Below are 13,959 nucleotides of genomic sequence, written 5' to 3' on the forward strand. Positions count from 1 at the left end.
CTGCTGGGCGCCTGCCTCATCCTGGGCGCCTGCAACCAGGGCGGATCCGCCGAATCCTCCGAGACCGACGAACCCGCCGCGACCGCCACCACGGCCGCGCAGGAGCCGACGAGCAGCGCCCCCGGGGTGAGCGTCCGCCGCAGAACCGACAGCCCCGCCCCGCCCTCACCCAGCGCCTCCCCCACGCCCTCCACCCGCTCCACGCCCTCCGCCACCCCGGCACCGCCGGCGGACCCCCCGGCCGGCTACGTGAGCGTCAGCGCCCCCACGGCCGGAATCACCTTCGCCGTCCCAGCGGACTGGCAGGTCATCAAGGCCTCCGAGATCCAGACGGACGACGCGAAACTGGAGGAGGTCGCCAATGAGGCCGGCGTGAGCGCCGACACGCTGAAGACCGCGATGTCCACCGCGGACATCTACATCCTCGACCAGTCCGGAACCCAGGATTTCTCCAACAACATCAACGTCCTGTCCCGGACCTATTCGAGCGCGACCGTCACCGAGGACGCGATGACAACGGGCATCAAGTCCATAGGCGCAACCCCGGGGCAGTTCTCCACCGAGAGCACGGCGAACGGCGACGCCCGCATCCTGACCTACACCTGGGACCTGGGCGGCCAGACCCTCCAGGGAGCCGCCATGTACGTCCCGAACACCGAGGGGAAGTACGCGTCCGTCACCGTCACCACCCTGGACGCCGCCCTCACCGGGCAGATCGCCGACACCATTATCGCCACCGCATCCTGATCCGGTGCGGCGGAACCGGTGCGGCGGGCTCCGGCCGGCCCCACCGCGCGCCCGACCTCCTCACTCGGGATGCGGAGCGGATCGTACCGAGTCTGATAACGTTTCGGCATCAACGCACCCTGAGAAAGGAAAACCTGTGACCCGATCACCGTTCTTCCGCTTGCGCGCGCTCGCCGTCGCCTCCGTCGTCTCCCTCGCCCTCCTCGCCTCGGGCTGCGCGCAGGGCGGCTCCAACGAGGCGTCCACCGGCGGGGCATCCGCCCCCGCCACCCAGGCCACCGGCGCCGCCTCCGACAAGCCCTCCGGCGGACCCGCCTCGGCGAAGCCGGAGCCCACCGGCCCCGTCACGGACTGGGCCACCGTCACCGCCGATGCCAGCGGCCTCAGCTTCTCCGCCCCGGCGGACTGGAAGGTCATCAAGGCCTCCGAGATCCAGGCGGACGAATCGAAGCTGGAGGAGATCGCCGATGAGGCCGGCGTGAGCGCCGACACGCTGAAGACCGCGATGTCCACCGCGGACATCTACATCCTCGACCAGTCCGGTGCCCAGGGCTCCTCCAACAACATCAACGTCCTGTCCCAGACCTACCCCGCGAGCACGGCCGTCACCGAGGACGCGCTCGCGACGGCCGTTAAGTCCATAGGCGCAACCCCGGGGCAGTTCTCCACCGAGAGCACGGCGAACGGCGACGCCCACGTCCTGACCTACACCTGGGAGGTGAGCGGCCAGACCCTCCAGGGAGCCGCCATGTACGTCCCGAACGCCAAGGGGAGTACGTGTCCATCACCATCACCACCCTGGACGCCGCCCTCACCGGGCAGATCGCCGAGAAGATCATCACCACCGCGGCCTGACCGCCCGGGTGCGCGCCGCCGACTACCCGCCGTCGTCCGATCGTGCCATGATTCACCCAGGCCGACGCCGATTGGCGCCGCGCACCCCGACGAGAGGAGACGACATGGGACTTGGTGACCTGAAGAGCAAGGCCAGCGAGGCTCTCAGCTCCGACAAGGCGGAGCAGGTCTCCGATCAGGCCCTCGACAGGGCCGCGAAGGCCGCCAAGAAGGTGACCGGCGGCAAGTTCGACGAGAAGATCGATTCCGTTCGCGACGCCGCCGACGCCAGGATCGGCAACGCCTGAGCCGCAGAGTCATCCATCGCGGTCTTGAGATCGCAGGACGGACCCCCGCACCATCCGGGTGCGGGGGTCCCTGCGCCTGCGGGGCGGCGCCCGACGGCCGGCGCACCCGTATGATCCACTGGATCCATGAGCACCGACGCCCTCCGCCCGAGCCCCGAGTCCGACGCCGATCCCGCCACCGGGCCCGCCGGAGCCGGGGGCCGCTCCGACGCCGCCGGACCCGACGACCCGCCTCCACCGCAGACTCCGCGGACCGGCCCCGGCCTGCCGCCGGTCCCCGCCTGGCTCGACGAGATCGAGGGCGCCGAGGCCCTGGCCTGGGTCGAGGCCCGCAACGCCGAGACCCTGAGCGCCTACCGCGGCGGCGAGCGCTTCGAGTCGATGAGGCGGTCGATCGAGGAGATCCTCGACTCCCCCGACAAGATCCCCGGCGTCGCCCTGGCCGCCGGCCGCCTCTACAACTTCTGGACCGACGCCGACCACCCGCGCGGCCTGTGGCGGCGCACCACCTGGGAGTCCTACCGCGCCGGCGCCCCCGGAGCCGACGCCGCCCCCGGCCCCGATACGGGGGCGGACTCCGGGTCCACGCAGTGGGAGGTCCTACTCGACCTCGACGCCCTCGGGGCGGCGGAGGGCGTGCCCTGGGTGTGGCACGGCGCCTCCGTGCTGCGCACCGGGCCGCTGGCGGGCCGCCGCGCCCTGATCGACCTGTCCGACGGCGGCTCGGACACCGATGTCACCCGGGAATTCGACCTCGACACCCTCTCCTTCATCGACCCGGCCGACGGCGGCTTCCACCGCGGGCCCTCCAAGGGCTCCGCCGCCTGGGCCGACGACGAGGGCGGGACCATCCTCATGACGGCCGACTGGGGGCCGGGCTCCCTCACCGCCTCGGGATACCCCCGCCAGGTCCGCCGCGTCCGCCGGGGCCAGGACCCGGCCGGGGCCGAGATCGTCCTGTCCGCCCCCGAGGCCTCGACCGGCGTTTTCGCCTACCGCGACCGCTGGGGCCGCACCTGGGTGGGCGAGCACCCCGACTTCTACACCGAGGAGCTCTGGCTCCTGCCCCGCGACGCCGCCGGGCTGGACGCCTCGCAGTCCGGGGCGCTGCTCGCCCGCCGGGGCACCACCGCCGCCCCGGGGGCCGTTCGCGTGCCCGTCCCCGCCTCCGCGCAGGCCGTCCCCGCCCACGGCCTCCTCCTGATCCGGCTGCGCGAGCCCTGGGAGGAGGCCGGGACGACCCACCCCGCCGGCGTCCTGCTGGCCGCCCGCCTGGGGGACTTCCTGCGCGGATCGGCCCGCCTGGAGACCCTCTTCACCCCCACGGCCTCCGCCTGCCTGGAGGACTTCACCGTCACCGAGCACCACATCGTGCTCACCGAGCTCGACGACTGCGTCGCCTCCCTGGAGGTCCTCACCCCGCCGCCGCCGACCGGCGGCCCCTGGGCGCGCCGCCGCCTCGACCTGTCGGCCCTGGCCGGACGGGCCGGGGAGGCCGGGAAGGCCGGACGGGCCGGGGAGGCCCCGCGAGCGCAGACGCGGGCCCCGCAGGATCGTATCCCGCGGGAGGCGCGGGCTCCGCAGGCGCTCGCGCCGTCGGACGAGAGCCTGCTGCGGCCGGGCCGCGCCCTGCTGGCCGTGGCCGCCGCCGCCGTCGACCCGCGCGGGGACGACCGCCTGTGGCTGACCGTCTCCTCCTTCACCCGACCCACCACACTGGCCCTGGGCGAGCTCGGCGCCGACGGCTCCCTCGGACGCGTCGAGGTGCTGCGGCGGGCCCCCGAGCGCTTCGACGCCGAGGGCGTCGTCGTCACCCAGCACGCGGCCGTCTCCGAGGACGGCACGCGCGTGCCCTACTTCCAGGTCGGCCGGCCGTCCGCCGGTCCGGTGGCCACCATGCTCTACGGCTACGGCGGCTTCGAGGTGTCCCTGGGCGTCGGCTACCTGCCGGTCGTGGGCAAGGCCTGGCTCGAGCGCGGCGGCACCTTCGTGATGGCCAACATCCGCGGCGGCGGGGAGTACGGGCCCGACTGGCACCGGGCGGGCCTGAGGGAGAACCGCCACCGGGTCTACGAGGACTTCGCCGCCGTGGCCCGCGCCCTCATCGAGCGGGGCGTGACGACGCCGGCGCAGCTGGCCGTCCACGGCGGGTCCAACGGCGGGCTCCTGGTGGGCAATATGCTCACCGGTCACCCCGAGCTCGTGGGCGCCGTCGTGTGCGAGGTCCCGCTGCTCGACATGGGCCGATACACCCGCCTGCTCGCCGGCGCCTCCTGGCGGGCCGAGTACGGCGACCCGGACGACCCGGCCCAGTGGGAGTTCATCCGGACCTTCTCGCCCTTCCACCTGCTCGAGCCCGGGCGCGACTATCCGCCGGTGCTCTTGGTCACCTCCACGCGCGACGACCGCGTCCACCCGGCGCACGCGCGGACCATGGCCCACCGCATGGCGGCCCTGGGGCAGGACGTGACCTACTTCGAGAACTCCGAGGGCGGGCACGGGCGGGCCTCGACCAACGCCCAGCGCGCCCTCATGAGCGCCCTCGTCCACGAGTTCGCCTGGCGCCGCCTGGCACCGGGCCGTCCGGACTGAGGCGCCGGTCCCGTTTTCGTCTGCTACGCCGCGCCTCAGTCGCGCCGCAGGACGCGCGCCAGGCCCGCGGCGCCGACGACCAGCCCCGCGACCCCCGAGCCGAGCGCCGCCAGGATCATGAGGGAGGCGGGCAGGATCCGGTCCATCCGCATGGCGGGTCCGACGACGACCGCGGTGCCGGCCGGGCAGGAGACGGTGTAACGGCCGGTGGCCGGGGGCGTGAAGGAGACGTAGGGCAGGTCCGCGCCCGCCGACTGCTCGGCGGGCACCGCCTGGCCGGAGGGGCCGGTGACGGAGCACTCCGACAGCGGGGCGTCCGCGCTCGTGGAGTACAGCGCCGAGGCGGCGCCCGCGTCCAAGTAGACCTCGCCGGACTCGGTGAGCACTGCCCCGGCGGACGGGAAGCCGTTGAGCACGAGGGCCAGCGCCCCGCCCAGCAGGACCAGTGGCACGACGATGAGCAGGATCAGCCCGGTCACCAGCGTGCGCCGGCCGCGTCGGCGCCGCCGCGGGACCCCGGCGGCCGCCCCGCCGCCGAACCCGCCCGGGCTGCGGGGGTCGACCGGGGGGAACGTGCCGCCCCGGCCGCGAGGGCCGCGCCCGACCGGGGACGCGCCGCCGGAGCGGGGGCGCGCGCCGCGGCGCGCGTAGGGGTTGTCCTCCGTCTCGCTCCGCCCCGGATCCCGCCCGGCCCCGCGATCGGCGCCCCCGACCGGCCGGGCGCCAACTGGCCGGGCGTCGGCCGGGGCGTCGATGCCCTGCTCACGGCGTATGGCCTCGAGCTCCTCGGGACTGGCGCGCCGCCCGTAGCGGGGCTCGCCGTCGTCATCGAGGTAGGGGCTGGGCATGGGGATCCTCACTCGTGGGTGGGCGGCGGAGCGGTGAGGGCCGGGCCGACGGCGATCGTCGGCCCGGCCCTCAGTGCGGGCGGGCGCTCAGGCCGCGGCGCCCCTGTTCGACGTCGAGTTGCGCACGAGCTCGATGAACAGGCGCACCAGGCCGATCTGGGTGAGGGCCCAGGGGATGTTGGCGAGCAGATTCAGGAGGAACTGCAGGGCGTTGTAATCGCCGTCCAGGCGGACGAGCGAGGAAACGGATCGACCCTCGTTGTAAGCCCCGTAGATCAGGTTCACCAGGATGGCGATGACCGCCACGAGGAAGACGAGCTTGCCGAACTTGTTCACGAAGTCGCGGGAGGTGTCCATCAGGTTCGCGAAGAACGAGTCCTGCGCCGGGGCCATGGCGAACTGTTGACCGGTCTGCTGGAAGGAGGCCTGCGGCTGGTAGGGGGCCTGGGCCCCTGTCGTCTGGTACTGCGCGGAGGCCGCCCCGCCCGCCTGGTACTGGCTCGTCTGGGCCTGGTACTGCTGCGGGTTGTAGGCGCCGGAGCCCGAGGAGGCCGACGGCGGGATGTAGGGCTGGCCGGGATTCTGCTGAGTCATGGTGAGAAGTGTCCTTCGTATCGGGGGTGCCTACAGACTACCCGCCCCGGGCCGATGAGCACGAGCCGCCGGCTCCGCGAATGATCTGCAGATGGATGCTGGATGAGTCTAGCGGCTCCGGCGGCCCGGAAGCGCCGGACGGCCGGAGCCGCTGGACGGCAGACCCCCTTGGTTGCGGACCCCTACTTGCTGGACGTCGCGTCGGCGCACTTCTGGATGGCCGAGTTGGGGATGGTGCCCAGGTCGAGGGACAGGCCCTTGCCGGGCTCGGGGTCCTTGACGTCGTAGCCATCGGCCCGCAGGCACTCGGCCATCGCGATGTCCTCCTTGATGACGTCGGGGTTGTTGAGGTCCTGGGAGCCGTCCCCGCCGGGCGGCGTGCCGAGCTTCTCCCGGCACTTATCGGCGGCCGCGTTGAAGGCGGCCGCGTCCCCGCCCGCGTTCTCGTTGCGCGGATCCTGGTTGTCGGAGGGGTCGGACACGTTGAAGCCCGCGTCGCGCAGGCACTGGGCGAACTTGAGGTTGTAATCCTCGGCGGATTGGGCCGCGTTACTGGCCGACGCCGCCGCCCCGGCCGAGTCCTTGCCGCCGCACCCGGCCACCATTCCGAGCGCGCAGATCACGCCGGTCACCGCCACGAGCGCCCTCATGCTGCCGTTCCTCATCGGAGATTCTCCTTACATCTGTGTGTCCGTCCGGCGCCCGTCCGGCGCCGGCCCCGGTCCGTGCCGGGGTCGAACCCATTCCAGCGGAGCCGATGTTGCGAGAGTCTTCAGGAAAGTCCTTATGCGGGTTTTATCCCGCCCTCCCCTATCGTTGACGCGGGGCGACCGGTCGGCGGCCGCCCCGCCGGGCCGCGATGGCGGCGCGGGGCTGACAAGACGCGGGAAGCAGGAGGTCGACGACGTGCGCGTGCTGGTGGTCGAGGACGAGTCCTACCTCGCCGATGCGATAGCCCTGGGGCTGCGCCGCGAGACGATGGCGGTGGACGTCGTGGGCGACGGCGCCGAGGCGCTGGCCCAGGTGGAGTTCAACGATTACGACGTCGTCGTCCTGGACCGGGACCTGCCCGGCGTCCACGGCGACGAGGTGTGCGCCCGCCTGGCCCGCGAGCACCCGGATGTGAAAGTCCTCATGCTCACCGCGGCCCGCTCCCTGCGCGAGCGCGTCGAGGGCTTCGAGATCGGGGCGGACGACTACCTCGTCAAGCCCTTCGAGTTCCCCGAGCTCGTGGCGCGGCTGCGCGCCCTGGAGCGGCGCAACCAGCCGGCGCGCGAGCCCGTCCTGGAGTCCCGGGGGGTGCGCCTGGACCCCTTCCGCCGCGAGGTCTCGCGCGACGGCCACTTCGTGCGGCTGAGCCCCAAGGAGTTCGCGGTCCTCCAGCTGCTCATGGAGGCCGACGGCGGGGTGCTCAGCGCCGAGACGCTCCTGGAGAAGGCCTGGGACGCCAACGCCGACCCCTTCTCCAACACGACGCGGGTGACGATCTCCCACCTGCGCAAGCGCCTGGGCGAGCCCTGGGTCATCCAGACCGTCCCGGGCGTCGGCTACCGCTTCGGGGACTGACGTGGCGCAGCACGCGATCGCCCCGACCGCCCCGACCGCGCCGTCCGCCGGCGGCCGGACGGCGCCGGACCCCCGCCCGCGCCGACTGACCATCCGGGCCCGGCTCACCCTGACCTACGCGGGCCTGGTGACCGGGTCGGGCGCCGCCCTCATCGCCCTCGTCTACCTCTACATGAGCCGCCTCCAGCTGGCCGTCCCCGAGGAGCAGATGAGTCCGGACGGCGGCGAGGGGGAGGTCTACCTGCGCGTCACCCTCATGTCCGAGTTCCTCGACAAGATGCTCGCGATCTCCCTGGGGGCGCTCGTCCTGCTCGCCCTGGCCTCCAGCGCGGTCGGCTGGGTGGTCGCCGGCCGGATGCTCGCCCCGCTGTCGACGATGAACGAGGCGGCCAAGCGGGCCGCCTCGGGCGACCTCAGCCAGCGCCTGGCGCTGAAGGGCCCGCGCGACGAGATCCGCGACCTGGCCGACACCTACGACCACATGCTCGACTCCCTGGAGACCTCGCTGGGCACCTACCGCCGCTTCGCGGCCAACGCCTCCCACGAGCTGCGCACGCCGCTGGCGACGGCCCAGACGATGATCGACGTGACCCTGGCCGACCCCGACGCCTCCGCGCAGCAGCTGCGGTCCCTGGCGCAGCGGCTGCGCGAGACCAACCGGGCCAATGTCGAGACCGTCGACGCCCTGCTCGACCTGGCGGAGGCCCAGTCGGGGGACGTCTACCGCGAGGAGGTGGACCTGGGCGAGGTGGTGGGCGCGGCGCTCGCCCAGCTCGCCCCGGAGGCCTCCGCGCGGGAGGTGGCCCTGCCCGGCCCCCCCGACGGCCCCGTCGTCGTGGAGGGGGATCCGGTGCTGCTGCGCCAGGCGGTGTCGAACCTGCTGCGCAACGCGGTGCGGCACAACGTCCCGGGCGGCGCCGTCGAGCTGTCGCTGGTGCGCGCGGGCGGGCGGGCCCGGCTGCGGCTGTCCAACGGCGGCCCGGTCGTGCCCGCCGAACGGCTGGAGTCGCTGCGCGAGCCCTTCGTGCGCGGCTCGGGCCGGGGCCGGACCCGGGGCGCCGGGCACGGCCTGGGCCTGGCCATCGTCTCCGCCGTCGCCGAGGCCCACGACGGCGCCCTGGAGCTGTCCGCGAACCCCTCCGGCGGCCTGACCGCGGTCCTCGACCTGCCGGTGCGGGCGGACGGGGCCGCGCGGGACCGGCCCGCCGAGATCACATGACGGGTGCGGGAGGAGCGGTTTTCCGCCCCTCCCGCACCCGTCCCGGCCGCGCGGGGACGACCTGGACCTCGCCGTCGGCGGCGACGGCGAAGACCCGTTCGATCGCCTCCTGGCTCAGCCTGAGCAGGCGGTTCTCCCGCTCCAGGGCCTCCAGGCGCAGCTCCAGATCGAGGATGCGGCGGATGCCCTCCAGGTTGACGCCCTCCTGGCTCAGGGCCTGGACGCGGCGCAGGCGCTCGACGTCGCGGTGGGAGTAGCGGCGCCCGTGCCCGGAGGCGCGGGCCGGGGAGACCAGGCCGAGGCGGTCGTACTGGCGCAGCGTCTGCGGGTGCATGCCCGCCAGCTCGGCGGCCACCGAGATGACGTAGACGGCCCGCTCGGCGGCGTCGTCGGCGAGGAATCCCAGGCCCTGCCCGGCGGCCCGCCGTGATCTCATGTCACGGCCTCCTGGCGCAGCGTCTCGCGCGGGTCGGCCTCCATGGCGGCGTCGAACGCCTCCAGGGCGGTGCGGGCCTGCGCGGAGAGCCGGCGGGGGACGGCCACCTGGACGGTGACGAGCAGGTCCCCGGTCTTCTTGGCGGTGTGCACGCCCTTGCCGCGCAGCCGCATGACGGTGCCCGAGGAGGTGCCCGGCTTGATCTTGACCTTCGTCGTCGTCCCGTCCAGGAGCGGGACCTCGACGGCGGCCCCCAGCGCCGCCTCCTTGAGCGTGACGGGCAGGTCCATGCGCAGGTTGACGCCGTCGATGGAGTAGACGGGGTGCTTGGCCACGGAGATGGACACGACCATGTCGCCGGGCGGGCCGCCGGCCTGCCCGGGCCGCCCCTTGCCGCGCAGGCGCAGCTTCTGGCCGTCGTGGACTCCGGGCGGGATGCGCACGGTCATGGTCTTGCCGTCGGCGGTCAGCTCCACGGTCTCGCCGGACACCGCCTGGCGCAGGGTCAGGGTCGCGCCGGTGAGCACGTCCTGGCCCTTGACGGGCTCGGGCCGGGAGCCGAAGCCGCCGAAGCCGAAGGGGCCGCGCGAGCGCGAGCCGAAGGGGCTCGCCCCGCCGGCGCCGCCGAACATGCGCAGGATCTCCTCGTACTCCTCGCGGGTGGGGGCCCCGGTCCCGGAGGTGGAGAAGCGGACGTTGCCGCCGCCGAACATCGAGGAGAAGACGTCCTCGAAGCCGCCGGCGCCCCCGCCCGCGCCGGAGGTGAAGCGGGCGCCGCCCCCGGCCATGGAGCGGATGGCGTCGTACTGCTGGCGCTCCTTGTCGTCGGACAGGACCGCGTAGGCCTCGCCGATCTCCTTGAACTTCTCGGCCGCGGCCGCGTCGTCGGGGTTGCGGTCGGGGTGGTACTTCCTGGCGAGCGCGCGGTAGGCCTTCTTGATCGCGGTGGAGTCGGCGTCCTTGGCGACGCCGAGGACCGCGTAGAAATCCTTGGTCATCCAGTCCTGGCCGGCCATGTATCACCGCCTCCTGTCTGTGGTGATCGTGGGTGTGTCTTTCGAATCGTCATGGGTGGGGGCGTCGGGTCCGACGGCGGGGGCGGCCTCGCGGGGAGGGCGTCCCCCGCCGTCGGATCCGGGTGCCGAGAGGCCCGGACCGGCCGGCGTCCGACCGGTCGGGCGATCCGGCTGGGCGCGGTCAGGCGGGGTTGGCGACCTGGACGCGGGCGGCGCGCACGACCTTCTCGCCCAGGCGGTAGCCCGGCTGGAGGACCAGCGCGATGCTCGGCTCGTCCACCTCGTCCGACTCGGTGGCCATGAGGGCCTCGTGGAGCGTGGGGTCGAAGGGCTCGCCGACCTCGCCGAAGCGGACCAGGCCGAACTTGTCGGCCAGGATCGTCTCCAGCTTGCCCGCGGTGGTGGCGAAGGTGCCGGTCAGGTCGCCGTGCTGGCGGGCCAGCTCGATCTCGTCGAGGACCGGGATGAGCGCCTCGACCACCGCGGCCCGGCCGGCCTCGCGGTGACCGGCCGCCCCCTCCCGCGAGCGCCGCACGAAGCCCTGGTACTCCTGCTGGAGGTTGTACTGGTCGGCGCGGGCCCGGGCGAGCTCGTCGGTCAGTCGGGCGGCCTGCGCCCTGGCCAGGTCGAGCTCGGAGGCCGGCTCGTCCTCGGCGGTCCCGTCCTCGGCCGGCCCCGGGGCGGAGTCGTCCCGGGCGGGCCCGTCGGGGCCGGGCGCACCGGAGGCGGCGGACACCCCGGGCGCGGCCGCCCCGTCGGAGGCGGCGGCGGTCCCGTCGGAACCCGCGGCCGCCCCGTCGGAACCCGCGGCCCCGGTGTCCAGGTCGGCCTGGGGGTCCTCCCCCAGCTCGTCGCGGACCCCGTCGAAGGCGGACTCCACCGCGTCGGCGAGGGCCGGGTCCAGGGGCCGGTCCTGCCCGGGGCCGGACTGCCCGGGATCGGACTGCCCGGTCACTTGGACTCGTCCTCGTCGTCGACGATCTCGGCGTCCACGATGCCGTCGTCCTCGCCGGCGCCGGAGGCGGGGGCCTCGGACGGGGCGCCGGAGGCGGCGGAGGCGGCCTGGGCCTGCTCGTGGGCGTAGAGGGCCCGGCCGATCTTCTGGGAGGCCTCGCTCAGCTTCTCCTGAGCGGCCTTGACGGGGGCGATGTCGGTGCCCTCGAGGGCCTTCTTGAGCTCGCCGACGGCGTCGGAGACCTCGGAGTGGACGTCCTGGGGCAGCTTGTCCTTGTTCTCCTTGAGGAGCTTGTCGATGGAGTAGACCTGCTGCTCGGCGGTGTTGCGGGTCTCGGCGTCCTCGCGGCGCTTCTTGTCCTCCTCGGCGTGGGCCTCGGCCTCCTTGACCATGCGGTCGATGTCCTCCTTGGGCAGGGCCGAGCCGCCGGAGATGGTCATGGACTGCTCCTTGCCGGTGCCGTGGTCCTTGGCGGAGACGTGGACGATGCCGTTGGCGTCGATGTCGAAGGTGACCTCGATCTTCGGGATGCCGCGCGGGGCCGGGGCGATGCCGGTCAGCTCGAAGGTGCCCAGCGGCTTGTTGTCCCGGGCGAACTCGCGCTCGCCCTGGTAGACCTGGATGAGCACGGAGGGCTGGTTGTCCTCGGCGGTGGAGAAGACCTCGGCGCGCTTGGTCGGGATGGCCGTGTTGCGCTCGATGAGGCGGGTCATGACCCCGCCCTTGGTCTCGATGCCCAGGCTCAGCGGCGTGACGTCGATGAGCAGGACGTCCTTGCGGTCGCCCTGGATGACGCCGGCCTGCAGGGCGGCGCCGATGGCGACGACCTCGTCCGGGTTGACGCCCTTGTTGGGCTCCTTGCCGCCGGTCAGCTCGCGCACGACCGAGGAGACCGCGGGCATGCGGGTGGACCCGCCCACGAGGACGACGTGGTCGATCTCACTGAGCTTGACGCCGGCGTCCTTGATGACGTTGTGGAAGGGGACCTTGGTGCGCTCGAGCAGGTCGGCGGTCATCTCCTCGAAGTGGGAGCGGGTGAGCTTCTCGTCGAGGTGGACGGGGCCGGACTCGCTCATGGACAGGTACTGCAGGTTGATGTTCGTGGAGGTCGCCGAGGACAGCTCCTTCTTGGCCTGCTCGGCGGCGTCCTTGAGGCGCTGCATGGCGATCTTGTCCTTGGACAGGTCCACGCCGTTCTTGGACTTGACCTGCTTGATCAGCCAGTCGACGATGCGGGCGTCCCAGTCGTCGCCGCCCAGGCGGTTGTCGCCGTTGGTGGCGCGCACCTGGATGGTGGAGAAGCCGTCGTCGTCCTTGCCGACCTCCAGCAGGGAGACGTCGAAGGTGCCGCCGCCCAGGTCGAAGACGAGGATGAGCTCGTCCTCCTTGCCCTTGTCCAGGCCGTAGGCCAGGGCCGCGGCGGTGGGCTCGTTGACGATGCGGTCCACGGTCAGTCCGGCGATGGTGCCGGCCTCCTTGGTGGCCTGGCGCTCGGCGTCGTTGAAGTAGGCCGGGACGGTGATGACCGCGTTGGTGACGCTCTCGCCCAGGTAGGCCTCGGCGTCGGCCTTGAGCTTGGCCAGGATGCGGGCGCTGATCTCCTGGGCCGTGTACTTCTTGCCGTCGATGGTGACGGACCAGTCGGTGCCCATGCGGCGCTTGACCGAGGAGATGGTGCGGTCGACGTTGGTGACCGCCTGGCGCTTGGCGACCTCGCCGACGAGGACCTCCCCGGACTTGGAGAAGGCGACGACGGAGGGGGTGGTGCGCCCGCCCTCGGCGTTGGGGATGATGGTGGGCTCGCCGCCCTCGAGGACGGCGATGGCGGAGTTGGTGGTACCGAGGTCGATACCGACGGCGCGTGCCATGTGGTGGCTCCTTGCCGCCCCCCGCCCTCGCGGGGGGCTGTGGTCGAACTTGAGTGGTATGCACTCAGGATTGTGGTTGAGCGCGGTGCTGTCAACTTCGCGCCTCGCAACCTTGAGTCTGATGGGCTCAACCTTTGCCGAGGGCGATCCATTCCAGGACTCGCAAGTGACCTGCGACACGCGACGTGGGGTGCGTCGTCGCGCCCCTCACGCCGCCCGCCGGTCCGAGCCGCCTCGGCGCACCGGGAGTTGCGATGTCTCTCGAGATCCCACCGACCGCACCTCTCGACCGGAGAGCACGTCGCAAGCTACCTTGGATCTGTGGACGAACCGATCATTGCCGGATCGGCGCTGAAGCACGGCCTGAGAGACTGAGATCCTTCACGCCTATCACCATCCCATCCGAGCCTGGGACATGGGAGACGGTTTCACCATGCTCCTGGGCGCCAACCAGGAAGGTTATTCAGTGGGTGGTCTTGAAGGAATAGAGTGCGAGTGCCGCGGTGATGGTCTGCTCGAATGTTTCCAGGGGTCTCCTGTAGGGGGTGTGGAGGATTCTCCAGGACTTGATGTGGGCGATGGTGCGCTCGACGACTTGGCGGATCCTGTTGACGCTCTTGTTCTCCTCCTTCGCGGTTTCGCTCAGTTCTCCGTTGGGGGGCTTCTTATGGGGCGTGATCATTCCCCTTCCCACGTACCCCTTGTCGCCGATCCACCCGGAGGGATCCATTCCCTCCAGCAATCCGGAGGCGTCCAGTGCGGCCACGTCGTGCATGGACCCCGGATAAGGGTCGGAGGCCCACACGAACCCTCCATCGAGCCGGACCAGGATCTGGACGTTCATGCCCGCGCTCCCGTGCTTGACCGACCACAGATCACGACGCTTGCGCCAGTCCAGGCAGGGGAAGAGGGTGCCGTCCACCACGTAGTCGCAGTCCCGGGGCACCTCCTCCGCGGTGAGCAGCAGGACCGCCAG

General features: G+C 72.5%; 14 protein-coding genes. 6 read left to right on the top strand and 8 right to left on the bottom strand.

Going from position 1 to position 13,959, the window contains the following annotated elements:
• From G446_RS20415 to G446_RS0112670, 4 genes are all read left to right on the top strand, one after another.
• A partial coding sequence (locus G446_RS20415) for a hypothetical protein (protein ID WP_026410416.1) occupies positions 1 to 747 on the top strand: 747 nt, incomplete at its 5' end.
• Between the two features lie 136 nt (positions 748 to 883).
• Positions 884 to 1,720: a hypothetical protein gene (locus tag G446_RS0112660; protein ID WP_026410417.1), complete on the top strand. Its 837-nt coding sequence runs from the start codon at positions 884 to 886 to the stop codon at positions 1,718 to 1,720.
• Positions 1,707 to 1,889 carry an antitoxin gene (locus tag G446_RS0112665; RefSeq protein WP_026410418.1) on the top strand — a complete coding sequence of 61 codons (183 nt, stop codon included), beginning with the start codon at positions 1,707 to 1,709 and terminating at the stop codon, positions 1,887 to 1,889. The genes G446_RS0112660 and G446_RS0112665 overlap by 14 nt, the downstream gene beginning before the upstream one ends.
• A gap of 126 nt (positions 1,890 to 2,015) precedes the next feature.
• Positions 2,016 to 4,481 carry a prolyl oligopeptidase family serine peptidase gene (locus G446_RS0112670; RefSeq protein ID WP_026410419.1) on the top strand — a complete coding sequence of 822 codons (2,466 nt, stop codon included), beginning with the start codon at positions 2,016 to 2,018 and terminating at the stop codon, positions 4,479 to 4,481.
• A gap of 35 nt (positions 4,482 to 4,516) precedes the next feature.
• On the opposite strand, the gene G446_RS0112675 is transcribed toward G446_RS0112670, so the two are convergent.
• From G446_RS0112675 to G446_RS0112685, 3 genes are all read right to left on the bottom strand, one after another.
• The gene (locus G446_RS0112675; protein WP_026410420.1) at positions 4,517 to 5,329 is read right to left on the bottom strand and encodes a hypothetical protein; all 813 of its coding nucleotides are present in this window, start codon (positions 5,327 to 5,329) and stop codon (positions 4,517 to 4,519) included.
• Between the two features lie 87 nt (positions 5,330 to 5,416).
• Complete coding sequence (locus G446_RS17895) at positions 5,417 to 5,923, bottom strand: hypothetical protein (protein WP_051286000.1); 507 nt, start codon at positions 5,921 to 5,923, stop codon at positions 5,417 to 5,419.
• Positions 5,924 to 6,105: 182 nt separating this feature from the next.
• Positions 6,106 to 6,588, bottom strand: coding sequence for a hypothetical protein (locus G446_RS0112685; protein ID WP_026410421.1), 483 nt, complete (start codon positions 6,586 to 6,588; stop codon positions 6,106 to 6,108).
• A gap of 241 nt (positions 6,589 to 6,829) precedes the next feature.
• On the opposite strand from G446_RS0112685, the gene G446_RS0112690 reads away from it, so the two are divergent.
• Both G446_RS0112690 and G446_RS0112695 read left to right on the top strand, forming a co-directional pair.
• A complete protein-coding gene (locus G446_RS0112690; RefSeq protein WP_026410422.1) occupies positions 6,830 to 7,489 on the top strand; it encodes a response regulator transcription factor in 660 nt (219 codons plus the stop codon).
• A gap of 1 nt (position 7,490) precedes the next feature.
• Positions 7,491 to 8,708 carry a HAMP domain-containing sensor histidine kinase gene (locus tag G446_RS0112695; RefSeq protein ID WP_026410423.1) on the top strand — a complete coding sequence of 406 codons (1,218 nt, stop codon included), beginning with the start codon at positions 7,491 to 7,493 and terminating at the stop codon, positions 8,706 to 8,708.
• Here G446_RS0112695 and G446_RS17900 read toward each other — a convergent pair.
• The 5 genes from G446_RS17900 to G446_RS17905 all read right to left on the bottom strand — a co-directional run.
• Positions 8,701 to 9,144 (bottom strand): heat shock protein transcriptional repressor HspR, encoded by a 444-nt coding sequence (locus tag G446_RS17900; protein ID WP_051286001.1) that lies wholly within the window; start codon positions 9,142 to 9,144, stop codon positions 8,701 to 8,703. The two genes, G446_RS0112695 and G446_RS17900, sit on opposite strands and share 8 nt — an antisense overlap.
• On the bottom strand, positions 9,141 to 10,160 hold the full coding sequence (locus G446_RS0112705; protein ID WP_026410424.1) for a DnaJ C-terminal domain-containing protein: 1,020 nt from the start codon (positions 10,158 to 10,160) through the stop codon (positions 9,141 to 9,143). The genes G446_RS17900 and G446_RS0112705 overlap by 4 nt, the downstream gene beginning before the upstream one ends.
• A 181-nt stretch (positions 10,161 to 10,341) precedes the next feature.
• A complete protein-coding gene (locus G446_RS0112710) occupies positions 10,342 to 11,115 on the bottom strand; it encodes a nucleotide exchange factor GrpE (protein ID WP_026410425.1) in 774 nt (257 codons plus the stop codon).
• Positions 11,112 to 12,983 (bottom strand): molecular chaperone DnaK, encoded by a 1,872-nt coding sequence (dnaK, locus tag G446_RS0112715; RefSeq protein ID WP_026410426.1) that lies wholly within the window; start codon positions 12,981 to 12,983, stop codon positions 11,112 to 11,114. Before dnaK ends, G446_RS0112710 begins: the two co-directional genes overlap by 4 nt.
• A gap of 463 nt (positions 12,984 to 13,446) precedes the next feature.
• Positions 13,447 to 13,959 (bottom strand): HARBI1 family protein (locus G446_RS17905; RefSeq protein WP_034470574.1); only part of this gene is annotated, 513 nt, incomplete at its 5' end.

Source organism: Actinomyces dentalis DSM 19115 (assembly GCF_000429225.1).
Lineage (GTDB): Bacteria > Actinomycetota > Actinomycetes > Actinomycetales > Actinomycetaceae > Actinomyces > Actinomyces dentalis.

What these genes read in the sequence shown, in the direction of transcription:
- G446_RS0112665 (WP_026410418.1), top strand. Translation starts at nt 1,707, where the DNA reads ATGGGACTTGGTGACCTGAAGAGCAAGGCCAGCGAGGCTCTCAGCTCC.
- G446_RS0112670 (WP_026410419.1), top strand. Translation starts at nt 2,016, where the DNA reads ATGAGCACCGACGCCCTCCGCCCGAGCCCCGAGTCCGACGCCGATCCC.
- G446_RS0112675 (WP_026410420.1), bottom strand. Translation starts at nt 5,329, where the DNA reads ATGCCCAGCCCCTACCTCGATGACGACGGCGAGCCCCGCTACGGGCGG.
- G446_RS17895 (WP_051286000.1), bottom strand. Translation starts at nt 5,923, where the DNA reads ATGACTCAGCAGAATCCCGGCCAGCCCTACATCCCGCCGTCGGCCTCC.
- G446_RS0112685 (WP_026410421.1), bottom strand. Translation starts at nt 6,588, where the DNA reads ATGAGGAACGGCAGCATGAGGGCGCTCGTGGCGGTGACCGGCGTGATC.
- G446_RS17900 (WP_051286001.1), bottom strand. Translation starts at nt 9,144, where the DNA reads ATGAGATCACGGCGGGCCGCCGGGCAGGGCCTGGGATTCCTCGCCGAC.
- G446_RS0112705 (WP_026410424.1), bottom strand. Translation starts at nt 10,160, where the DNA reads ATGGCCGGCCAGGACTGGATGACCAAGGATTTCTACGCGGTCCTCGGC.
- dnaK (WP_026410426.1), bottom strand. Translation starts at nt 12,983, where the DNA reads ATGGCACGCGCCGTCGGTATCGACCTCGGTACCACCAACTCCGCCATC.